Raw genomic sequence first — 20,969 nt, forward strand, 5'->3', positions numbered from 1 at the left:
TCCGCACGCAACCGGGACGGGCCTTCCACATACGTGGAACGGAATTTCCCGCCGCCAACCGTCGTGACGATACTAGGCTTCGGCCCGCGGCGTGAAGTCCCGCGGCACAGAACATACGGAGACATCATGGCAGCCTTTCTGATCCGTGAACGGCAGGGCCCGATCCTGACCGTCACGATGAACCGCCCCGAAACCCGCAACGCCATTTCGGATACCGATGCAATCGACGCGCTGACCGAATGCTGCGACGACGCGAACCGCGACGAATCGATCCGCGTGCTGATCCTGACCGGCGCCGGCGCGGCGTTTTCGTCGGGCGGCAACGTGAAGGCGATGCGCGCGTTCGTCGAATCGGACCCGCACGACCTCGCCGCGATCCGGACGAGCTATCGCCGCGGCATACAGCGCGTGGCGCAGGCGTTCCAGCAGCTCGAAGTGCCGGCCATTGCGGCGGTCAACGGCCCGGCCATCGGCGCCGGCACCGATCTCGCGTGCATGTGCGACATCCGCATCGCCGCCGGCAGCGCACGCTTCGCCGAGAGCTTCATCACGCTCGGCCTCGTGCCGGGCGACGGCGGCGCGTGGTTCCTGCCGCAGATCGTCGGCGCCGCCGTCGCCGCGGAAATGTCGTTCACGGGCGACGCGCTGGACGCACAGGCGGCGCTGCGCTGCGGGCTCGTGTCGCGCGTCGTTCCCGACGGCGACCTCCTCGCGCACGCGCACGAACTGGCCGGCCGCATCGCCCGCCACTCGGGCACCGCGTTGCGCCTGACCAAGCGGCTGCTGCGCGAAGGCCGGCACGCGAGCCTCGACACACTGCTCGACCTGTCGGCCTCGTACCAGGCGTTCGCGCACGCCACCCCCGAACATCGTGCGGCGGTGAACGCGCTGTTCGCCGCGCGCGGCTGAGCCGGCGACGCGTCGTCTGCCGTGCGGCCGGCGCATGCCGGCATGCCGGACCATCGAATTCCACATCGAAGGAAACATCGTCATGACCAGCAACAACGAAGGCGCACTCGCGGGCGTGCGCGTGGTGGACCTGAGCCGCGTCTATGCGGGGCCGTTCTGCGCACAGACGCTCGCCGACCACGGCGCGGACGTCATCAAGATCGAGCCGCCGCAGGGCGACGAGACGCGCGACTGGGGGCCCGCGATGCCGGGCGGCATCTCCAGCTACTACTGGGGGCTCAACCGCAACAAGCGCAATCTCGCGCTCGACCTGTCGCACCCCGACGGACGCGACGTGCTGTTCCGCCTGCTCGAGACGGCCGACGTGCTGGTCGACAACTTCAAGCAGGGCACGCTCGAACGCTGGGGCATCGGATACGAACACTGCCTGCGCGAACGCTTCCCGCGCCTCGTGCATTGTTCGATTTCCGGATACGGCACCGACGGCCCGCTCGCGCGGTTCCCTGGCTACGACGCCGTCGCGCAGGGGCTGGCCGGCTTCATGTCGATCAACGGCGAACCGGGCGGCATGCCGCTCAAGGTGCCGTTTCCGGTTGTCGATTTCGCGGCCGGCCTGAGCGCCGTGTCGAGCATCCTGCTCGCGCTGGTCGAACGGACGCGCTCCGGTCTCGGGCAACACGTCGACATCGACCTGTTCAGCACCGCACTGTCGATGCTGCACCCGGTCAGCACGAGCTGGATGGCGACCGGCGACGTTCCCGTCGCGACCGGCAATGTGTATGGCGCGATCGCGCCCTACGGCGTCTATCCGTGCAAGGACAAGCCGGTGGCGACGGGCGCCGGCAACAACCGCACGTTCGCGCGGCTCGTCGAAGCGCTCGGCGTGCCCGAGCTTGCGCGCGATCCGCGGTTCGCGACCAACGCGCAGCGCGTCGCGCATCGCGACGCGCTCGACACGCTGCTCGGGCAACTCACCGCCGAACTTCGCGCCGACGACGTCGTCGAGCGGCTGCTGCACGCCGGCGTCGCAACGGGGCCGGTGAACACCGTCGCCGATGCATTCGGCCATCCGCAGGCGGCGCGCAACGCGATGTTCGTCAATACCGATGCGTACACCGGCGCGGGCATCCCGGCCAAACTCTCCCGCACGCCCGGATCGATACGCCGGCCGCCCCGGCCGTTCGCCGCCGACACCGACGCGGTGCTCGGCGCGTTCGGCATCGATGCGGCCCGGCGCGACGCGCTGCGGCAGGCAGGCGTCATCCACGACGAACGCGCAGGCTCTGCCGGGAGCGCGTCATGAGCGCGCCGCACACGTTCTCTTCCCTGACCGGCGACGACGCCCCGTCGATCCTGCGCAACGACGACGACGGCATTGCGTGGCTGACGATCCATCGCCCGCACGTTGCCAATGCACTGTCCGCCGACGCGATCCGGCGCCTGTGCGACGAACTGGTCACGCTCGACGACAACCCCGCGATTCGCGCGATCGTGATCCGAGGCGCCGGCGAACGGGCCTTCAGCGCGGGCATCGATCTCGGCGATCCCGAGATGCGCGGGATGCGGCCGATGCGCGGGCTCGCACGCAACGTACACGAGCTGATCCTGGAGCTGCGCAAGCCGACCATCGCGGCCATCAACGGCTTCGCCGTCGGCGGCGGCTTTGAAATCGCGCTCGCGTGCGACTTGCGGATCGCCGCCGAGCACGCGTACTTCGCGCTGCCTGAAGCGCGGGTCGGCATGGGCGCGAACTTCGCGAGCGTGCTGCTGCCGCGCATGCTGCCGCGCGCCGTCGCGATGGAACTGCTGTTCACGGGCCGCCGCTTCGACGCTGACGAAGCGCAGCGCGTCGGGTTGCTGAACCGCGTCGTACCCGGCGCCGCGCTCGACGACACCGTGCGCGAACTGGCGGAGGCGATCGCCGCGAACGCGCCGCTCACGATCCGCCGCATCAAGGAAACCGCGACACGCAGCCAGGGCTTGCCGGTTGCCGCGGCGCTGCGGCTGGACGTCGGCCCCGACGTCTATGCGAGCGAGGACCGGATCGAAGGCGCCCGCGCGTTTCTCGAGAAGCGCAAGCCGGTGTTCAAGGGGCGCTGAGCCCGACGCGGCACGGTGGGCGACACGACGCGCGCAACCGCTCCCAGAACGCGGGCGCGCAAAAAAAGACATGGAACGGAGACATCTTCATGCAACGGAAAGCATTCCTGGTCGGCGTGTGCGTGCTGTGCGCGTCGCCGGCGCAAGCGTCGTCGGTCACGCTGTACGGGATCGTCGACAGCTACGTCGAATTCGATCGCATCGGCAGCCTGTCGAGCGTGCGGCAGAGCGGCGGCGGATCGTCGACCAGCCGCATCGGGTTGACGGGCGTCGAGGATCTCGGCGGCGGCACGTCGACGAAGTTCGTGCTGGAAAGCGGCTTCACGCCGGCCGACGGATCGTTCCAGGGCGGCACGCTGTTCTACAGGCAGGCATACGTGTCGCTGCAGAACACCCGCTACGGCGACCTCCGGCTCGGCCGGCAATACACGCCTGCGTTCTACGTCGTGTACGACGGCGATCCGTTCGGACTCAACGAACGGCTGTCGCCGCTCGCGCTGCTCGCGACGTCGACGGATACGATCACGAGCAACACGACGCCGCCGATTCCGCGCTTCAACCAGGCGGCGTCGTATCTCAGCCCCGACTGGAACGGCCTGCGCGTGATGGCCACGTACGGCTTTCCGACACCGAACGCGCTGTCCATGCAGGCCGGACGCAACTATGGCGCCGGGCTTCAGTACCGGATCGGCGGGCTCTATCTCGGCGCGGGCTTCCAGGGCGACGTGTCGGCCGGCAACCTGTCGCCCGTCGTCTACCCGTCGACGACCCGCCATTACGTGTTCGCGGCCAACTACGCGTTCGCGCGCGTCAAGCTGTACGCCGCGTTTCTCTACGGCGTCAGCACGGCGCCGAACCTGCCCGCGTTCTCGACCGCGAGCGTCGGCGTATCGATCAACGTCGGCGCGCTCGATCGCGTGCTCGTATCGGTCGTGCGCCGCGACGTGAAAGGCTCGGCGAACGATGCGACCGCGCTCGGCATCGGGTACGACCATCCGCTGTCGAAGCGGACTTCGCTCTACGCACGCTATCTCTACATGAAGAACGGCGGCGACGCGCGCAACACGGTCGTCGCCGGCCTGCAGCCGCAACCGGGCGGCACCGAGCAGGTGCTCGCGCTCGGCATCGTTCACCGCTTCTGACGGAGTGCCCATGACCCCGACCCTTTCCACCCACCCGGCCGCCGTCGACGATGGCGCGATGCGGGCGCTCTACCGCCGGATCTCGCGCCGGCTGCTGCCGTTCCTGATCCTCTGCTACACGCTGTCGTTCATCGACCGGATCAACATCGGCTTCGCGCACGCGCAGATGGCCGCCGAATTGCACTTTTCCGACGCCGTCTACGGGCTCGGTGCGGGCATCTTCTTCATCGGCTACATGGCGTTCGAGATTCCGAGCAACGCCTGGCTCGCGCGGATCGGCGCGCGCAAGACGATCGCACGAATCATGGTGCTGTGGGGGCTCGGCTCGGCCGCGACGATGTTCGTCACGACGCCCGCGCAGTTCTACGCGTGCCGGTTCCTGCTGGGCGTGTTCGAGGCCGGCTTCTTCCCCGGCATCCTGTTCTATCTCGGCGCGTGGTATCCGCCGCGGCAGCGCGCGAAGGCGTTCGCGCTCTTCATGACGGCGCTGTATCTCGCGGGGTTGATCGCCGGGCCCGTGTCGGGCGCAATCCTCACGCTCTTCGACGGTGCAGCCGGCCTGAGCGGCTGGCAATGGCTGTTTCTCGTGGAGGGGCTGCCGAGCTGTGCGATCGGCATCGTCGCGCTCCGGTTTCTCGACGACCGGCCGGACGACGCACGCTGGCTGTCGGACGCCGACAAGGCCGCACTGCGCGCCGCACACGCGCATGTCGAAGCCGGCACGCCGGATGCGGACGCGGCGCGGCCGCTGCTCGCGCACCGCGATTTCTGGCTGCTGTGCGCGGCCAATTTTGCGATCGCGGCCGCCGGCTACGCGCTCGTGTTCTGGATGCCCGTGATCCTGCATCGCGGCGGCCTGCACGGCGCGATGCAGATCGGCCTGCTGTCCGCGCTGCCCTACCTGTGCGGCATCGTCGGCATGCTCGGGATGGGCTGGCACACCGAGCGCCGGCGCGAATGGCGCGGGCACGGTGCATTCGCAATGCTCGCGTGTGCGGCGGCGCTCGCCGGGCTGGCGAGCGTCGACGGCACGCCGCACCTGATGATCGCGCTCTGCATCGCGGTCGCCACGCACGCTGCGGCGCTGCCCGCGTTCTGGGTGGTGCCGGGGCTCGCACTGCCCAAGCGCTCGATGGCGGTCGCGATCGCGGCGATCACGATGTCCGGCGCGATCGGCGGGTTCGCGAGCCCGTTCCTGATGGGCGTGCTCAACACGGTCACCGGATCGATGCGCGGCGGACTCTATTTCAACGCGGCACTGCTCGCGGCCGGCTGCGTGGCGCTGCTCGGCACGCTGCGCGCGCGGGCGGCGCCGCTTCCAGCCGCGCGCTGACCGCACCGGTTTCCTTCACTCACTCATCGATCCGCATATGAACTTCGAACTCGAACTCGAACACCGGATGATCAAGGACCTCGTCGCGCGCTTCGTGAACGACGAGCTCATTCCGCTCGAAGCCGCCGCGATGGCGCGGGAAGCCGATGGTCAGCGCTTCGCGCTGCTCGCCGACGAGCGCGCACGGCTCGACGAACGCTCGCGACAGCTCGGCCTGTGGGGGCTCGACGCGCCCCTCGACGCCGGCGGCTCGGACCTGTCGGCCGTCGCGATGGTCGGCGTGAACGAAGCGATCGGTACGACCGTGACGCCGTACGTGCTGCCGCCCGATTCGCCGAACCTGAGGATGCTGTGCGACTCGGCCGACGACGCGCAGCGCGCCCGCTATCTCGACCCTTATGCGCGCGGCGTCACGCGCTCCGCGATGGCCATCTCCGAACCGGGCGCCGGCTCGGACCCGGGCGCGCTGTCGACGACGGCCGAGCGCGACGGCGACGGCTGGGTGCTGAACGGGCGCAAGATCTGGATCAGCCACGCGAGCGAAGCCGACTGGACGATCGTGATGGCGCTGACGGACCGCAGCAAGGGCAAGCGCGGCGGCATCTCGGCCTTCATCGTCGAGCGCGATACGCCGGGCTTCATCATCGAACGCCGGATTCCGATGATCGGCGGGCTGTCCACCTACGAGATCGTGCTGGAAAACTGCCGCCTGCCCGCCACGCAACTGCTCGGCCGGGAAGGCGAAGGCTTCGTGCCGATGCAGGGGCGGCTGTCGAACCGGCGGCTGGAGATGGCGGCCTGGTGCATCGGCCGCGCCGAGCGCGCAGTCGCGCTGCTGTGCGAATACGCGAAGCAGCGCACGACCTTCGGGGTGCCGCTCGCGGAGCGCCAGGCCGTTCAGTGGTGGGTGGCCGATGCGCTGACCCGCATCCACGCGTGCCGCCTGATGACCTACGAAGCAGCCGCGCGGGTGGATGCCGGGCAGGATGCGCGCACGCAGATCTCGATGGTCAAGGTGTTCGCGACCGAAATGGCGTGGACCGTCATCGATCACGCGATGCAGACGCTCGGCGCGATGGGCATGACGAAGGAACTGCCGTTGCAGCAGATGGCGAGCGAAGCGCGGCTGATGCGAATCTTCGAGGGCCCGAGCGAGGTGCACCGCTGGGTCGTCGCACGCAGCGTGCTGTAGGTATCCGCGCTGCGCGGGCCGCGCACGACGCATCACGACGACTGTGCCGCGCCGGTCGGCGCCGCCGCGGGAACTTGCGCGTCGACGGCAATGTCAGCCCACTGTCATGCCGCACATGAAACGCGCCCGGCGGTACCGCCCGCCTGCTGCGGCATGCCGAAAGGACATGATCGCGGCGGCCTGCCGGCCTCCGAGCCCCGCTGCGGCGACACCGGTTCGTCCGTTATCGCCGCCACTCAATCACGGAGCAACCGCTTGGATACCCTGCATCTCGTCGATCCCGAAATCCGCCCGCTGCTCGACGTGTGGCCGACCGTCACGCTCAGCGCCGACAACCTCGCGCAGGCGCGCGAGCGCGTGCTGCCGCTGCCGCCGCCGGACCCGGCCGGCAGCACGCTCGCGCGCCGCGCCGTCCCCGGCCCCGCCGGCGCGCCGGACGTCCCGCTTCACATCTACACGCCCGACGACGCCGCGCGACCGCTCCCGGCGATCGTCCACATGCACGGCGGCGGCTACGTGCGCGGCGCGGCGAAGGACCTGGAGGCCATTCATCGCCAGGCAGTCAAACAGCTCGGCTGCGTGCTGATCTCGATCGACTACCGCCTCGCGCCGGAAACGGTGTTCCCCGGCGCGATCGAGGATTGCTACGCGGGCCTCGCGTGGACCTTCCGCCATGCCGACACGCTCGGCATCGACCCGGCGCGCATCGGCGTGACGGGCGAAAGCGCGGGCGGCGGGCTGGCCGCCGCGCTGGCGCTGCTGGCGCGCGATCGCGGCGAATACCGGCTCGCGTTCCAGCACCTGATCTACCCGATGCTCGACGACCGCACCTGCACGCGCGCGCCGCATCCGCATGCCGGCGAGTTCGTCTGGCACGCGGCCAACAACCGGTTCGGCTGGACGTCGCTGCTCGGCCACGCGCCGGGCCTCGACGGCGTGTCGCCGTATGCCGCCGCCGCGCGCGCGGACAAGCTCGACGGCCTGCCGCCGACGTTCCTGTCGATCGGCTCGCTCGACCTGTTCCTCGAAGAAAACCTCGACTATGCGCGGCGGCTGCTCCGCGCCGGCGTGCCGACCGAACTGCACGTGCTCCCCGGCGGCGTGCACGGCTTCGACATCGTGCCCGACGCGCGACTCTCCGAAGCGGCACGCCGCCTCAGCCACGACGCGCTGCGCCGGTTCCTGCACGGCTAGCCGAAACGACGCGGGCGGCCGAAGCCGCCCGCGCATTCCGGTCGAACGACTGAAACGTCAGAACGCGTCGCCCGGCACCCTCACCCAGCCTTCCATCAGCACGCGCGCACTGCGGCTCATGATCGCCTTCGTGACGGTCCACTCGCCGTTCTCCTGCTGCTGCGCTTCCGCGCCGACACGCAGCGTGCCCGACGGATGCCCGAAGCGCACCGCGTTGCGCTCGCCGCCGCCCGCCGCCAGATTCACGAGCGTGCCGGGGATCGCCGCGGCCGTGCCGATCGCGACCGCCGCCGTGCCCATCATCGCGTGGTGCAGCTTGCCCATCGACATCGCGCGCACCAGCAGGTCGACGTCGCCCGCGTTCACGCGCTTGCCGCTCGATGCGACGTAATCGGCGGGCTTCGCGACGAACGCGATCTTCGGCGTGTGCTGCCGCGTCGCGATTTCATCGAGCGTATCGATCAGGCCCATGCGCAGCGCGCCGTGCGCGCGGATCGTCTCGAACTTCTCGAGCGCTTTCGCGTCGCCGTTGATCGCGTCCTGCAGCTCGGTGCCCGTATAGCCGATCGCGTCGGCCTCGACGAAGATCGTCGGGATTCCCGCGTTGATCATCGTCGCCTTCAGCGTGCCGACGCCCGGCACCGCGAGATCGTCGACGAGGTTGCCGGTCGGGAACATCGACCCGCCCGCGCCCTCTTCCTCGGCGGCCGGATCCATGAATTCGAGCTGCACTTCCGCGGCCGGGAACGTGACGCCGTCCAGCTCGAAGTCGCCCGTCTCCTGCACCGCGCCGTTCGTGACCGGCACGTGCGCGACGATCGTCTTGCCGATGTTCGCCTGCCAGATCCGCACGGTCGCGATGCCGTCGCGCGGCACGCGCGCGGGATCGACGAGCCCGCCGCTGATCGCGAACGGGCCGACCGCCGCCGACAGGTTGCCGCAGTTGCCGGTCCAGTCGACGAACGCCTTGTCGATCGCGACCTGCCCGAACAGGTAGTCGACGTCGTGGCCGGGCCGCGTGCTCTTCGACACGATCACCGTCTTGCTGGTGGACGACGTCGCGCCGCCCATCCCGTCGATCTGCTTGCCGTACGGATCGGGGCTGCCGATCACGCGCAGCAGCAGCGCGTCGCGCGCGGCGCCCGGCGCCTGCGCCGCGTCGGGCAGGTCCTGCAGCCGGAAGAACACGCCCTTGCTGGTGCCGCCGCGGATATAGGTCGCGGGAATCCTGATTTGAGGAATGTGAGCCATGTCTGTGTTCTCGATGTAACCCCGTTACGCCGCCTGCGACGATTCGAGGAAGTCCTGCGCGAAGCGCTGCAGCACGCCGCCGGCTTCGTAGATCGACACTTCCTCGGCCGTATCGAGCCGGCACGTCATCGGCACCTCGACGCGCTCGCCGTTCCTGCGGTGAATCACGAGCGTCAGGTCGGTGCGCGGCGTGCGCTCGCCGATCACGTCGAAGGTCTCGGTGCCGTCGATGCCGAGCGTCGTCCGGTTCGTGCCGGGCTTGAACTCGAGCGGCAGCACGCCCATCCCGATCAGGTTCGTGCGGTGGATCCGCTCGAAGCCTTCGGCGGCGATCGCCTCGACGCCCGCGAGCCGCACGCCCTTCGCTGCCCAGTCGCGCGACGAGCCCTGGCCGTAGTCGGCACCGGCGACGACGATCAGCGGCTGCTTGCGATTCATGTACGTCTCGATCGCTTCCCACATCCGCATGACCTTGCCTTCCGGCTCGACGCGCGCGAGCGAGCCCTTCTTCACCGCGCCGTCGACCACCGCCATCTCGTTGATCAGCGTCGGGTTCGCGAAGGTCGCGCGCTGCGCGGTCAGGTGGTCTCCCCGGTGCGTCGCGTACGAGTTGAAGTCTTCTTCCGGCAGGCCCATCTTCGCGAGGTATTCGCCGGCCGCGCTGTTCGCGAGGATCGCGTTCGACGGCGACAGGTGGTCGGTCGTGATGTTGTCGCCGAGCACCGCGAGCGGGCGCATGCCCTGCAGCGTGCGTTCGCCGGCCAGCGCGCCCTCCCAGTACGGCGGACGGCGAATGTACGTGCTCTGCGGCCGCCAGTCGTACAGCGGCGCCGCGCGCTCGCCCGCATCGGCGCTGCGCGCGAACATCGGCTCGTAGACCTTGCGGAACTGCTCGGGCTTCACGCTCGACGCGACGATCGCATCGATCTCTTCGTCGGTCGGCCAGATGTCCTTCAGCGTGACCGGCTTGCCGTCCCGGTCGTGGCCGAGCACGTCCTTCTCGATGTCGAAGCGGATCGTGCCGGCGATCGCATACGCGACGACGAGCGGCGGCGACGCGAGGAACGCCTGCTTCGCATACGGATGGATGCGGCCGTCGAAGTTGCGGTTGCCGGACAGCACGGCCGTCGCGTACAGGTCGCGATCGACGATCTCCTGCTGGATCTTCGGGTCGAGCGCGCCCGACATCCCGTTGCAGGTCGTGCACGCGAACGCGACGATGCCGAAGCCGAGCTTCTCGAGTTCCGGCAGCAGCTTCGCTTCTTCCAGATACAGCTCGACCGCCTTCGAGCCCGGCGCGAGCGAGCTCTTCACCCACGGCTTGCGGGTCAAGCCCTTCGCGTTCGCGTTGCGTGCGAGCAAGGCCGCCGCGATCACGTTGCGCGGGTTGCTGGTGTTCGTGCAGCTCGTGATCGCGGCGATGATCACCGCGCCGTCGGGCATCTCGCCCGCCTTCTCTTCCCACTGGCCGGCGATCCCGCGCGCGGCGAGGTCGGACGTCGGCAGCCGCTTGTGCGGGTTCGACGGGCCGGCCATGTTGCGCACCACGCTCGACAGGTCGAACGTCAGCGTGCGCTCGTATTGCGCGTTGGCGAGCGTATCGGCCCACAGGCCCGCCGCCTTCGCGTAGGTCTCGACGAGCTTCACCTGCTCGTCGCTGCGGCCGGTGAGGCGCAGGTAATCGGTCGTCTGGCCGTCGATGAAGAACATCGCGGCCGTCGCGCCGTATTCGGGCGCCATGTTCGAGATCGTCGCGCGATCGCCGAGCGTGAGGCTCGCAGCTCCCGCACCGCGGAATTCCAGGTACGCGCCGACCACCTTTTCCTTGCGCAGGAACTCGGTCAGCGCGAGCACGATGTCGGTCGCGGTGATGCCGGGCTGGCGCTTGCCGGTCAGCTCGACGCCGACGATGTCGGGCAGGCGCATCCACGACGCGCGGCCGAGCATCACGTTCTCGGCTTCCAGGCCGCCTACGCCGATCGCGATCACGCCGAGCGCGTCGACGTGCGGCGTGTGGCTGTCGGTGCCGACGCAGGTGTCCGGGAACGCTACGCCATCCTGCGCCTGGATCACCGGCGACATCTTCTCCAGATTGATCTGGTGCATGATGCCGTTGCCCGGCGGGATCACGTCGACGTTCTCGAACGCCTTCTTCGTCCACTCGATGAAGTGGAAGCGATCCTCGTTGCGGCGATCCTCGATCGCGCGGTTCTTCGCGAACGCATCCGGATCGAAGCCGCCGCATTCGACGGCGAGCGAGTGATCGACGATCAGTTGCACGGGTACGACCGGGTTCACCTTCGCCGGGTCGCCGCCGCCGTCGGCGATCGCGTCGCGCAGGCCGGCGAGATCGACGAGCGCCGTCTGCCCGAGGATGTCGTGGCACACCACGCGCGCCGGGAACCACGGGAAGTCGCGTTCGCGCTTGCGCTCGACGATCTGCTTCAGCGACTCGGCGAGGATCGCCGGATCGCAGCGGCGCACGAGGTTTTCGGCGAGCACGCGCGACGTGTACGGCAGCGTGTCGTAGGCGCCGGGCGCGATCGCGTCGACCGCGGCGCGCGCGTCGAAATAATCCAGCGACGTGCCGGGCAGGGGTTTGCGGTTGGCGGTATTCATGATGTGGGGGGATACCTGGGTAGGGCGTTCAGCGCGCGCCGGCCGCCCGCGCTGCGGTGGCCGGCGCGCGCTGCGGGAGGGTCAGCGCTTCTCGATCGGCACGAACTGCAGGTCTTCCGGGCCCGTGTAGTTCGCGCTCGGGCGGATGATCTTGTTGTCGATGCGCTGCTCGATGATGTGTGCGCTCCAGCCCGACGTGCGCGAGATCACGAACAGCGGCGTGAACATCTCGGTCGGCACGCCCATCATGTGATACGACACCGCGCTGAACCAGTCGAGGTTCGGGAACATCTTCTTCGCGTCCCACATCACCGATTCGAGGCGCTCGGCGATGTTGTACAGCTTCGTGTCGCTCGCTTCCTTCGACAGCTTGTACGCGACGCCCTTGATCACCTTGTTGCGCGGATCGGAGATCGTGTAGACCGGGTGGCCGAAGCCGATCACGACTTCCTTGTTCTCGACGCGGCGGCGGATGTCCGCTTCGGCGTCGTCCGGCGAGCTGTAGCGGCTCTGGATTTCATACGCGACTTCGTTCGCGCCGCCGTGCTTCGGCCCGCGCAGCGCGCCGATCGCGCCGGTGATCGCCGAGTAGATGTCCGAGCCCGTGCCCGCGATCACGCGGCCCGTGAACGTCGACGCGTTGAATTCGTGCTCCGCGTACAGGATCAGCGACGTGTGCATCGCCTCGACCCACGACTTCGACGGCGTCTTGCCGTGCAGCAGGTGCAGGAAGTGGCCGCCGATCGAATCGTCGTCGGTTTCCGTCTCGATGCGCTTGCCGTTGTGCGAGAAGTGATACCAGTACAGCAGCATCGAGCCGAGCGACGCCATCAGGCGGTCGGCGATGTCGCGCGCGCCCGGCAGGTTGTGATCGTCCTTCTCCGGCAGCACGGTGCCGAGCACCGACACGCCCGTGCGCATCACGTCCATCGGGTGCGCGGACGCCGGGATCTGCTCGAGCGCCGCCTTCAGCGCGCTCGGCAGGCCGCGCAGCGCGCGCAGCTTGGTCTTGTACGCGGCCAGTTCGGTCAGGTTCGGCAGCGTGCCGTGCACGAGCAGGTGCGCGATTTCCTCGAACTCGCACGACTCGGCGACGTCGAGAATGTCGTAGCCGCGGTAGTGCAGGTCGTTGCCGGTCTTGCCGACCGTGCACAGCGCCGTGTTGCCGGCCGTCACGCCCGACAGCGCCACCGACTTCTTCGGCTTGAATGCGCCTGCGGCGGCCGGTGCTGCTGCGTCTTTCGTCTCGCTCATGTTTCCGTTCTCCAATAGGTATCTGGGTAGCTGTCGACCGCACTTGGCGCTTCAGCGCCTGGTGCGGTCCCATGCAAAGCTTCCCGGGAATCGTGTCCCGGCGCGCGGGCCGCGTTACTTCTTGCCCTGCGCGAACAGTTCGTCGAGCTTGCGCTCGTATTCGTGATAGCCGAGGAAGTCGTACAGCTCGGCGCGCGTCTGCATTGTCGGCACGGCCGCCTTCTGCGTGCCATCGCGGCGCAGCGTCTCGTAGAAGTTCAGCGCGGCCTTGTTCATCGCGCGATACGCGCCGCAGCAGTACAGCGCGATGTCGACGTTCGCCTCGCGCAGTTCGTCGAGCGTGAATAGCGGCGTCGAGCCGAACTCGGTCAGGTTCGCGAGGATCGGCACCTTCACGGCCGCCTTGAAACGGCGGTAGTCATCGAGCGTCTTCATCGCTTCCGGGAAGATCATGTCGGCGCCCGCTTCGACATACGCGACCGCGCGCTCGATCGCCGCGTCGATCCCTTCGGCGGCGGCCGCATCGGTGCGCGCCATGATCACGAACTGGTCGTCGGTGCGCGCGTCGACCGCGGCCTTGATGCGATCGACCATTTCGTCGGCCGGCACGACTTCCTTGCCCGGACGATGGCCGCAGCGCTTCTGGCCGACCTGATCCTCGAGGTGCACGGCCGCAACGCCGGCCTTGATGAACGAGCGGACCGTGCGCGCGATGTTGAATGCGCCGCCCCAGCCCGTATCGACGTCGACGAGCAGCGGCAGATCGGTTGCGTTGGTGATCCGGTTCGCGTCGATCAGCACGTCTTCCATCGTGCTGATGCCGAGGTCGGGGATCCCGAGCGAGTTCGCGGCGACGCCGCCGCCCGACAGGTACACGGCCTTGAAGCCGACGGCCTGCGCCATCTTGGCCGCGTACGCGGTGATCGCGCCGACCACCTGCAGCGGCTGCTCGGCCGCGACTGCCGCGCGGAATTTCGCGCCGGCGCTCTGAAGATGCGTGTTGCTCATGAACGGCCTCCTGAAGGAATGCCCGATAACAGCAAGGACCGGGCCAGCTCACGAAACGTCGCTAACCCACTGATTCTTAAGCAACCGGCGCGGGCGATGCAACGCCCGGAGATTTCAATTCGGCAATTTCATGTTTCAAAAATGAAATCCCGCGCGCATAATCGATCGCCATGGACCTCTCCTCGACCAAGCCCGTCGGCCCGGCCGATCGCGCGGCGCGCCCGCGCATCTGGGCGATGGGCATCAGCCGCCTGCGCGACTTCTTTCGCGAGATCGCCGGCGAATTCGACGAACGCGCCGACGTGCGCATCGTGACACGCGCGTATGAGGATGCGCTCAGCGCGATCGCCGAGGCCGGCGCCGCGCGGCCCGACGTGATCGTCGCGGCCGGCTCGAACGGCGCCTTCCTGAAGACGCGTGCGCAGGTGCCGGTCGTGGTCGTGTCGCCGACCGGCTTCGACGTGATGCAGGCGCTCGCGCGCGCCCGGCGCGACGCGTCGCGGATCGCGCTCGTCAGCGCCGGGGAAACGCCGCCCGAAGTGCGCCGCTTCGTCGCCGCGTACGGCCTTGACGTGCAGTTTGCGTCATATCAGTCCGCGCAGGAAGCGGAAGCCTGCGTGCACGACCTGCGCGACCGCGGCATCGAGACGATCGTCGGCCCCGGCCTCGTCACCGACCTCGCGGCCAGTGCCGGCATGGGCGCGGTGTTCCTGTATTCGCATGCGTCGGTGCGCAAGGCCGTCGATACGGCGCTCGAAGTCGCGTATGCGACGCACGCCGAGGCATTCCGCCGCCAGCGGCTCGACAACCTGCTTCAGCACCTGCGCGACGGCGTGGTCGCGCTCGACGCGCGCGGCCGCGTCGAGGCGATCAACGAGCGGCTCGCGTCGGCGCTCGGGGTCGAACCCGCGGCGGCCGTCGGCCGCGCGCTCGTCGACCTGCGGCCCGAGCTGCGCACGCTGCGCGGCGAGGACGGCGACGCGCTCGCGACCGTGCGCGGCGTGCGCTACGTCGTGCATCGCGGGCCGCTCGTCGATCGCGGCGTCACGTCGGGCAGCGTGCTGACGTTCCAGGAATCGCGCGCGGTCGAACGGCTCGATCGCGCGCTGCGTTCGCAGCCGACCACCCAGCAGTTCGCGGCGCGCTATGCGCTCGACGACGTGATCGGCGCATCGGCGCCGATGGCGCGCGTGCGCGACCTCGTGCGCCGCTACGCGAAATCCGACGCGACCGTGCTCGTGCTCGGCGAAAGCGGCACCGGCAAGGAAATGATCGCGCAAAGCCTGCACGCGCTGTCCGCGCGGCGCAGCTACCCGTTCGTCGCGGTCAATTGCGGCGCGTTTCCGGAAGCGCTGCTCGAGAGCGAGCTGTTCGGCTATGAGGAAGGCGCGTTCACCGGCGCGCGGCGCGGCGGCAAGACCGGCCTGTTCGAAGCCGCGCACCGCGGCACGCTGTTCCTCGACGAGATCGGCGAAATGCCGTCGTCGCTGCAGAGCCGGCTGCTGCGCGTGCTGCAGGAGCGCGAGGTGATCCGCCTCGGCTCGACCGAGCCGATCCGCATCGACGTGCGTGTGATCGCCGCGACGCATCGTCCGCTGCTCGCGGCCGTCGAGGCCGGCACGTTCCGCGCGGACCTCTATTACCGGCTCAACATCCTGAACGTCGGCCTGCCGCCGCTGCGCGAGCGCGCGGCCGACATTCCCGCGCTCGCGGCGACGCTGCTCGTGCAGGCCGCGCGGCGCGAGCCGCGCCTCGCCGAACGCCTGCGCGATGCCGGCGACGCCGCGCGCGTGCTCGGCGCGACGCAGGCAACGTTTGCGCGCTACCGGTGGCCCGGCAACGTGCGGGAACTGCAGAACGTGATCGAGCGGGTCGCGGTGGAACTCGCCGAGGAAGCCGACGAAATCGATCCGGCCGCCGCGTGCGCCGCGCTCGATCCCGACGCGCTGCAGGCGATCGCGCCCGAGCTGTTCGCGGCGCCGCCCGACGCGGCCGGCGCCGACGCCGATGACGCGCAGACGCTGCACGCGCGCCGCCGCCGCGCGGAAGCCGACGAGATCCGCGCGGTGCTCGACGCGTGCGGCGGCGACCGCAACCGCGCATGCGCGATGCTCGGCATCAGCAAGACGACGCTGTGGCGGAAGTTGTCAGCGAAGTAGGAAGGTTCGGGTTCGACGCGCTCGTAGGCGCATGCCTGAACGGGCTCGTCAGTCGGCCTTGTGATAGTGGCGATACGCCTTCGCGCGATTGCCGCACGACGACATCGAGCACCAGCGGCGGCTGCCGTTCTTGCTGTCGTCGATGAACAGCCACTGGCATGCGTCGTTCGCGCATCGCTTGACCTTCGCGAGCCGCGCGCCGCCGAGCAGGTCGATCGCCGACCACAGCACCGGGCTCAGCAGCCCCGCGAGCGTCGCTCCAGCGTCCCCGATCCGCCACGCATAACCGCCGTCGACACGCGCCAGCGCGACGCGCGGCGACGCTTCCGCCAGGAAGCCGCCGAGCAGCGCGAGATCGTCGGCCTGCGGCTCGCACCGCTCGGCCTGCGCATGAAAGAGCCGATACAACGCCTCGCGCAACGCGAGCGCACGCGCGAGCATCGCCGGCTCGCCTTCCTCCCCATCACGCACTCGGCACCGGTCGGCCAGGCAGGCCGGCACGCCGGCCTGCTCGCGGCACCACGACTGCAGGTCGTCCATCGTTCCGAAGGTTTCCGTCGGCGCCTCGCTGCCACGCCAGTACAGCGTGTTGGCGAAATCGATACTCAGGGTTTCAGGCGGCGCCGGAATCAGGCAGTCCATCGTGACGGAAGGTTGCGTATCGCTCATGACGCCATCGTATCTAACCACCATACCGGTTGACAAGCGTACGGACGCTTTCTAACATAACCAGCATGGTGGTTAAAACGAGGTTTGCTGCACTGACGTCCCCCTTCAGTTCAAGGAGCCAACAGATGATCGATCACCTTTCCTTCGGCGTCGCCCACATCGGCCGCAGCCGCGCGTTCTACGACAGCACGCTCGGCGCGCTCGGCTACAAGCGGCTGTATAGCGACGACGGATCCATCGGGTACGGCACGACCGAACCGGAGCTGTGGCTGCAGCACGCTGCCCGCCCCGTCGCCGCCGATCCCGAATCGGGGCTGCACCTGTCGTTCAAGGCCGCTTCGCCCGTCGAGGTCGACGCGTTCTACCGCGCCGCGCTCGAGCACGGCGGCCAGGACAACGGCGGGCCCGGCAAGCGCGAACACTACGGCCCCGGCTACTACGCGGCGTTCGTCGTCGATCCCGACGGGTATCGGCTGGAAGCGCATTGCGAACTCGACAACGTCGTGTGATCGAGCCCGCGTACACCGCGTACAAGCGGCAAGGGCCCGATTCCGCGTTGCGCGGAATCGGGCCCCTGGTTTTGACGCGTCAGCGTCCGGTTTGCGGCGACCGCCTGCAGCGGTCGCTCGACGGGATCTCGGCTCGTGCGGTTACTGTGCGCCGCGCGTGTGCTGCAACTGCTCGCCGAGCCCTTCGATCCCCAGGCGCACCCTCTGGCCGGCCTTCAGGAAAATCGGTAACGGCTTGATGCCCATGCCGACGCCCGGCGGCGTGCCGGTCGTGATCACGTCGCCCGGGTGCAGCGTCATGCAACTCGACAGATAGGCAATCAACTGCGCGACGGTGAACACCATCGTGCGCGTGTTGCCGTTCTGATAACGGTGGCCGTCGATTTCGAGCCACAGGTCGAGACGCTGCGGATCGGGCACCTCATCGCGCGTCACGAGCCACGGACCGATCGGGCCGAACGTGTCGAAGCCCTTGCCCTTGTCCCACTGGCCGCCGCGCTCGATCTGCCACTCGCGCTCGGACACGTCGTTGACGACGCAATAGCCCGCGACGTAATCGAGCGCGCTCGCTTCGTCGACGTCCTTGCACCGCGCGCCGATCACGACGCCCAGTTCGACTTCCCAGTCGGTCTTGACCGAACCCTTCGGGATGTCGATGCCGTCGTTCGGGCCGCAGATCGAACTCGTCCACTTGCCGAACACGACCGGTTCCTTCGGCACCGGCATGCCGGCTTCGGCCGCGTGATCGGCATAGTTCAGGCCGATGCCGATGAACTTGCCGACGTGCCCGACGCACGCGCCGATGCGCGGCTCGCCGGACACGAGCGGCAGCGTGGCCGGATCGATCGCGCGCAGCCGCGCGAGACTCGCGTCGGACAGCACATCGCCGGCAAGATCCGGCACGTGCGCGGACAGGTCGCGAATCCGGCCGTCCGCGTCGAGAATACCGGGCTTTTCCTGGCCGGATGGGCCATAGCGAAGCAGTTTCATCGTGGTCAACCTCTGTTGTCGAATGGGACAGGATACCCGCCGACGCGGCCATTCGCGGCCGCGCGCCGGACTGATTGTCGATCGTCGATTGCACGCGTCGGCGCCGCATCCGGCCTGCCGTCGACGCGCGAGGGTCGCGCGGGCGCAGCGATCGCGGCGCCGCACGGAAGCACGGCGCGCATCGAACGGGCGGCCGCCGGTCTGCGCATCGGCGACGACGGCCCGGCACCCGCGACGCGTGCCGGCCGATGCCGGCCGACTTCACGCGCGGCCGCACCGTCGCGGGCCCGCACGCCTTTGTACCATCGGCCGCGCACCGTGAAATGACGCGCGACGGATACCGACTATTGGTGCGCCTGCAGACACTGCGGCGCAACATTGGACGCGCCAACGCAAAGTGATCCGCCGCGCATGTCGCCATTGCCTGCCATCGGCGCATGAATACTGGCTATTCGGGGTGCCCCTGTCATCGAAAACGTTTGCCAATCCGTTCTTGTTCAGTAACGATCGGTAAAAAGACGCTGAATTGCACACTATATGTTTATTGTTAAGCTCGGACGAATGGCTTTCATCGCCATACGCGGGGCCGACTTGTGCGCGTGCAGAACCGGCCAGCGTGCGTCGCCAACCGATCGACGGTAATCCCCCAACCTCACACTAAAAATGCAAACAACCAACGACCCGCTTCCCGGCTGCGACGCACGGGAATCGATGGCCGCAATCGATCGCTATCGCGCGCCCGCGCTCGACAAGGGCCTCGACATTCTCGAACTCCTGTCCGAGCAGAAGGAAGGACTCACCCGCACCGAAATCACGAAGGAGCTCGGCCGCAACGCAAGCGAAATCTACCGGATGCTCGAACGCCTCGTCGCACGCCGCTACGTGATGCGCTCGACCGGCGGCGACCGCTACACGCTCAGCCTCAAGCTGTTCGCGCTCGCGCACCGGCATCCGCCGATGAACCGGCTGATCGCCGAGGCATTGCCGCCGATGCAGCGCTTCGCCGATGCCGCCGAACAGTCGTGCCACCTGTCCGTCTACGATCGCGGCAACCTGCTCGTGATCGCGCAGGTCGACGGGCCCGGCCCGTGGGGCGTGTCGGTCCGGCTCGGCTCGCGCGTCGGGCTCGCCGATACGGCGTCGGGGCGCGTGATGCTGTCGTTCCAGGGCGCCGAGCAGCGCGCGCACATGCTGGCCGAGCATCGCAAGGTCAGGGGCGACGCGCCGCTGAACGAGCAGGAACTCGCGCATGCGTGCCAGTCCATCCGGCAGTCCGGCTATCTGCGTCAGGACAGCCGCCAGGCGTACGGCGTGACCGACCTGACCGCACCGATCCTCGGGCCGTCCGGCCATGCGATCGCGGTACTGACCTGCCCGTACATGCGCCGGATCGATACGCACACGGCGCCGTCCGTCGACGTCGCCGTCGAAGGGCTGCGGGACACGGCGGCCCACCTGTCGATGGGCCGCATCGAGGCCTGCTGACGCGCGGGTTCAACGAAGCGCACCGGGCCGGCGCAGTTGCGCCGGCCCGGCCGCGCATGACACCTGTGCAGTGCACGATCGACGGTGCCATATCGTGCGCTCACGGCGCTACGCTAGAATAGCGGCCCTCTCAAAAACTACGGCGGCCGGCTGTCGCGGCCGTCGTGTCCGATGGATGTCATGGCCAAACTTCTGAACGATCAAGAATTCCAGCGTTTCTCCGAACTTCAGCAGAAGCAGGCAAGCTTCACGATCACGCCCGAGGAGGCGGACGAGTTGCGCGATATCGTCGCGCGCGCGCAGAAGAAGCGCGACGATCGTGCCGCCGCGATGCAGGCGATCGAGAACTACATCGAGCAGTTCGACATCACGCCCGACGAGCTCTTCTCGCCCGAGCAGATCGGCGACGCGGCCCGCACCTACGGACTCATCACGGCGACCAAGAAGGAACGCACGCTGCCGCCGTCGATCACGTTCAACGGCAAGCCGTACCAGTGGACCAAGACGCTTCCGGACGACGTGCGCGGCGCGCTGTTCGAAGCATTCACGTCCGGCGAGTCGGTCAAGCGCTTCATCGCGATGCCGAAGGACACCGCGCGTTGCGCGCTGACGATCGCCCGCCTCGAGCGCGAAACCGGTGCCGTCTATGCGGATCCGCACCTCGAGGAACTCGCGATTTCGCGCGACCAGGTGAACGACGCGGCGTCGAAACTCGCTGCCTGAATCTGATCGCGGGCACGATTCATGCGTGCCCGCACCCGTGTGTGACGCCGGCATTGGCCGGCGTCGCGCTCGCGGGAGCCGTGCATCCGCATGCTCCCGAAAAGTCTCACCCTGGTGTCCTGCAAACGCTCACCAACAGCTCCCGAAAAAACTCACCCCAGGCTCCTGGAGACCCTCACCAAAGTCTCCCGAATGTGCTCACCGGCATCTCCCGCAGACCCTCACCAACGTGCCCCGGAAAGGCTCACCAGCGGCTCCCGCAGGTGCTCACCGGCCGTTCCCGGGAAGGCTCACCGAACGCTCCCGTATCGGCTCACCACGCTTCCCCGGAAAAGCTCACTCGCGGCTCCCGAAAAGTCTCACCTTTGTGGTGATTCCGGATTGGCGAGGCCGGAACGCGGTTGCGAATGCGCGTGAACGCATGGGGTGAAA

Annotated in this window: 17 protein-coding genes; 11 read left to right on the top strand and 6 right to left on the bottom strand. The window is 68.5% G+C overall.

Going from position 1 to position 20,969, the window contains the following annotated elements:
* The first annotated feature begins 126 nt into the window (after nucleotides 1-126).
* The 7 genes from FPJ27_RS18540 to FPJ27_RS18570 all read left to right on the top strand — a co-directional run bounded on the left by FPJ27_RS18540 (nucleotide 127) and on the right by FPJ27_RS18570 (nucleotide 7,870).
* Complete coding sequence (locus FPJ27_RS18540) at nucleotides 127-909, top strand: crotonase/enoyl-CoA hydratase family protein (protein ID WP_204422080.1); 783 nt, start codon at nucleotides 127-129, stop codon at nucleotides 907-909.
* 82 nt (nucleotides 910-991) lie between these two features.
* Complete coding sequence (locus FPJ27_RS18545) at nucleotides 992-2,212, top strand: CoA transferase (RefSeq protein ID WP_072440090.1); 1,221 nt, start codon at nucleotides 992-994, stop codon at nucleotides 2,210-2,212.
* Nucleotides 2,209-3,009, top strand: coding sequence for an enoyl-CoA hydratase-related protein (locus FPJ27_RS18550; RefSeq protein WP_083534127.1), 801 nt, complete (start codon nucleotides 2,209-2,211; stop codon nucleotides 3,007-3,009). The genes FPJ27_RS18545 and FPJ27_RS18550 overlap by 4 nt, the downstream gene beginning before the upstream one ends.
* Nucleotides 3,010-3,098: 89 nt before the next feature.
* Nucleotides 3,099-4,151 carry a porin gene (locus FPJ27_RS18555; protein ID WP_204422081.1) on the top strand — a complete coding sequence of 351 codons (1,053 nt, stop codon included), beginning with the start codon at nucleotides 3,099-3,101 and terminating at the stop codon, nucleotides 4,149-4,151.
* 10 nt (nucleotides 4,152-4,161) lie between these two features.
* The gene (locus tag FPJ27_RS18560) at nucleotides 4,162-5,484 is read left to right on the top strand and encodes an MFS transporter (RefSeq protein WP_204422082.1); all 1,323 of its coding nucleotides are present in this window, start codon (nucleotides 4,162-4,164) and stop codon (nucleotides 5,482-5,484) included.
* A 37-nt stretch (nucleotides 5,485-5,521) separates the two neighbouring features.
* Nucleotides 5,522-6,676: an acyl-CoA dehydrogenase gene (locus tag FPJ27_RS18565; RefSeq protein ID WP_204422083.1), complete on the top strand. Its 1,155-nt coding sequence runs from the start codon at nucleotides 5,522-5,524 to the stop codon at nucleotides 6,674-6,676.
* 255 nt (nucleotides 6,677-6,931) lie between these two features.
* Entirely contained in the window at nucleotides 6,932-7,870 is a 939-nt protein-coding gene (locus tag FPJ27_RS18570) for an alpha/beta hydrolase (protein ID WP_072440083.1), read from the top strand.
* Nucleotides 7,871-7,927: 57 nt separating this feature from the next.
* On the opposite strand, the gene prpF is transcribed toward FPJ27_RS18570, so the two are convergent.
* The 4 genes from prpF to prpB form a co-directional block, all read right to left on the bottom strand.
* Nucleotides 7,928-9,121, bottom strand: coding sequence for a 2-methylaconitate cis-trans isomerase PrpF (gene prpF / locus FPJ27_RS18575; protein ID WP_072440081.1), 1,194 nt, complete (start codon nucleotides 9,119-9,121; stop codon nucleotides 7,928-7,930).
* Between the two features lie 24 nt (nucleotides 9,122-9,145).
* Nucleotides 9,146-11,740, bottom strand: coding sequence for a Fe/S-dependent 2-methylisocitrate dehydratase AcnD (acnD, locus tag FPJ27_RS18580; RefSeq protein WP_204422084.1), 2,595 nt, complete (start codon nucleotides 11,738-11,740; stop codon nucleotides 9,146-9,148).
* 81 nt (nucleotides 11,741-11,821) lie between these two features.
* Nucleotides 11,822-12,994, bottom strand: a complete 1,173-nt coding sequence (gene prpC, locus FPJ27_RS18585; protein WP_072440077.1) for a 2-methylcitrate synthase — start codon at nucleotides 12,992-12,994, stop codon at nucleotides 11,822-11,824.
* Nucleotides 12,995-13,108: 114 nt separating this feature from the next.
* A complete protein-coding gene (prpB, locus tag FPJ27_RS18590; RefSeq protein WP_204422085.1) occupies nucleotides 13,109-14,002 on the bottom strand; it encodes a methylisocitrate lyase in 894 nt (297 codons plus the stop codon).
* 170 nt (nucleotides 14,003-14,172) lie between these two features.
* On the opposite strand from prpB, the gene prpR reads away from it, so the two are divergent.
* On the top strand, nucleotides 14,173-16,161 hold the full coding sequence (gene prpR, locus FPJ27_RS18595; RefSeq protein WP_204422086.1) for a propionate catabolism operon regulatory protein PrpR: 1,989 nt from the start codon (nucleotides 14,173-14,175) through the stop codon (nucleotides 16,159-16,161).
* Between the two features lie 48 nt (nucleotides 16,162-16,209).
* On the opposite strand, the gene FPJ27_RS18600 is transcribed toward prpR, so the two are convergent.
* The gene (locus FPJ27_RS18600) at nucleotides 16,210-16,854 is read right to left on the bottom strand and encodes an ABATE domain-containing protein (protein WP_204422087.1); all 645 of its coding nucleotides are present in this window, start codon (nucleotides 16,852-16,854) and stop codon (nucleotides 16,210-16,212) included.
* A 101-nt stretch (nucleotides 16,855-16,955) separates the two neighbouring features.
* On the opposite strand from FPJ27_RS18600, the gene FPJ27_RS18605 reads away from it, so the two are divergent.
* On the top strand, nucleotides 16,956-17,339 hold the full coding sequence (locus FPJ27_RS18605) for a VOC family protein (protein WP_034181624.1): 384 nt from the start codon (nucleotides 16,956-16,958) through the stop codon (nucleotides 17,337-17,339).
* A gap of 141 nt (nucleotides 17,340-17,480) precedes the next feature.
* Here FPJ27_RS18605 and FPJ27_RS18610 read toward each other — a convergent pair whose 3' ends face one another.
* On the bottom strand, nucleotides 17,481-18,329 hold the full coding sequence (locus tag FPJ27_RS18610; RefSeq protein ID WP_072440067.1) for an ureidoglycolate lyase: 849 nt from the start codon (nucleotides 18,327-18,329) through the stop codon (nucleotides 17,481-17,483).
* Between the two features lie 663 nt (nucleotides 18,330-18,992).
* Here FPJ27_RS18610 and FPJ27_RS18615 point away from each other — a divergent pair.
* Nucleotides 18,993-19,814, top strand: coding sequence for an IclR family transcriptional regulator (locus FPJ27_RS18615; RefSeq protein WP_072440065.1), 822 nt, complete (start codon nucleotides 18,993-18,995; stop codon nucleotides 19,812-19,814).
* Nucleotides 19,815-19,985: 171 nt separating this feature from the next.
* The gene (locus tag FPJ27_RS18620) at nucleotides 19,986-20,537 is read left to right on the top strand and encodes a hypothetical protein (RefSeq protein ID WP_034181621.1); all 552 of its coding nucleotides are present in this window, start codon (nucleotides 19,986-19,988) and stop codon (nucleotides 20,535-20,537) included.
* Nucleotides 20,538-20,969: the final 432 nt, after the last annotated feature.

It is taken from the genome of Burkholderia sp. MS455, from assembly GCF_016899445.1.
Taxonomy (GTDB): Bacteria; Pseudomonadota; Gammaproteobacteria; order Burkholderiales; family Burkholderiaceae; genus Burkholderia; species Burkholderia pyrrocinia_C.

Excerpts from the sequence above, each read along its gene's own strand:
- FPJ27_RS18540 (WP_204422080.1), top strand. The coding sequence starts at position 127 with ATGGCAGCCTTTCTGATCCGTGAACGGCAGGGCCCGATCCTGACCGTC.
- FPJ27_RS18545 (WP_072440090.1), top strand. The coding sequence starts at position 992 with ATGACCAGCAACAACGAAGGCGCACTCGCGGGCGTGCGCGTGGTGGAC.
- FPJ27_RS18550 (WP_083534127.1), top strand. The coding sequence starts at position 2,209 with ATGAGCGCGCCGCACACGTTCTCTTCCCTGACCGGCGACGACGCCCCG.
- FPJ27_RS18555 (WP_204422081.1), top strand. The coding sequence starts at position 3,099 with ATGCAACGGAAAGCATTCCTGGTCGGCGTGTGCGTGCTGTGCGCGTCG.
- FPJ27_RS18560 (WP_204422082.1), top strand. The coding sequence starts at position 4,162 with ATGACCCCGACCCTTTCCACCCACCCGGCCGCCGTCGACGATGGCGCG.
- FPJ27_RS18565 (WP_204422083.1), top strand. The coding sequence starts at position 5,522 with ATGAACTTCGAACTCGAACTCGAACACCGGATGATCAAGGACCTCGTC.
- prpF (WP_072440081.1), bottom strand. The coding sequence starts at position 9,121 with ATGGCTCACATTCCTCAAATCAGGATTCCCGCGACCTATATCCGCGGC.
- acnD (WP_204422084.1), bottom strand. The coding sequence starts at position 11,740 with ATGAATACCGCCAACCGCAAACCCCTGCCCGGCACGTCGCTGGATTAT.
- prpC (WP_072440077.1), bottom strand. The coding sequence starts at position 12,994 with ATGAGCGAGACGAAAGACGCAGCAGCACCGGCCGCCGCAGGCGCATTC.
- prpB (WP_204422085.1), bottom strand. The coding sequence starts at position 14,002 with ATGAGCAACACGCATCTTCAGAGCGCCGGCGCGAAATTCCGCGCGGCA.
- prpR (WP_204422086.1), top strand. The coding sequence starts at position 14,173 with ATGGACCTCTCCTCGACCAAGCCCGTCGGCCCGGCCGATCGCGCGGCG.
- FPJ27_RS18600 (WP_204422087.1), bottom strand. The coding sequence starts at position 16,854 with ATGGTGGTTAGATACGATGGCGTCATGAGCGATACGCAACCTTCCGTC.
- FPJ27_RS18605 (WP_034181624.1), top strand. The coding sequence starts at position 16,956 with ATGATCGATCACCTTTCCTTCGGCGTCGCCCACATCGGCCGCAGCCGC.
- FPJ27_RS18610 (WP_072440067.1), bottom strand. The coding sequence starts at position 18,329 with ATGAAACTGCTTCGCTATGGCCCATCCGGCCAGGAAAAGCCCGGTATT.
- FPJ27_RS18615 (WP_072440065.1), top strand. The coding sequence starts at position 18,993 with ATGCAAACAACCAACGACCCGCTTCCCGGCTGCGACGCACGGGAATCG.
- FPJ27_RS18620 (WP_034181621.1), top strand. The coding sequence starts at position 19,986 with ATGGATGTCATGGCCAAACTTCTGAACGATCAAGAATTCCAGCGTTTC.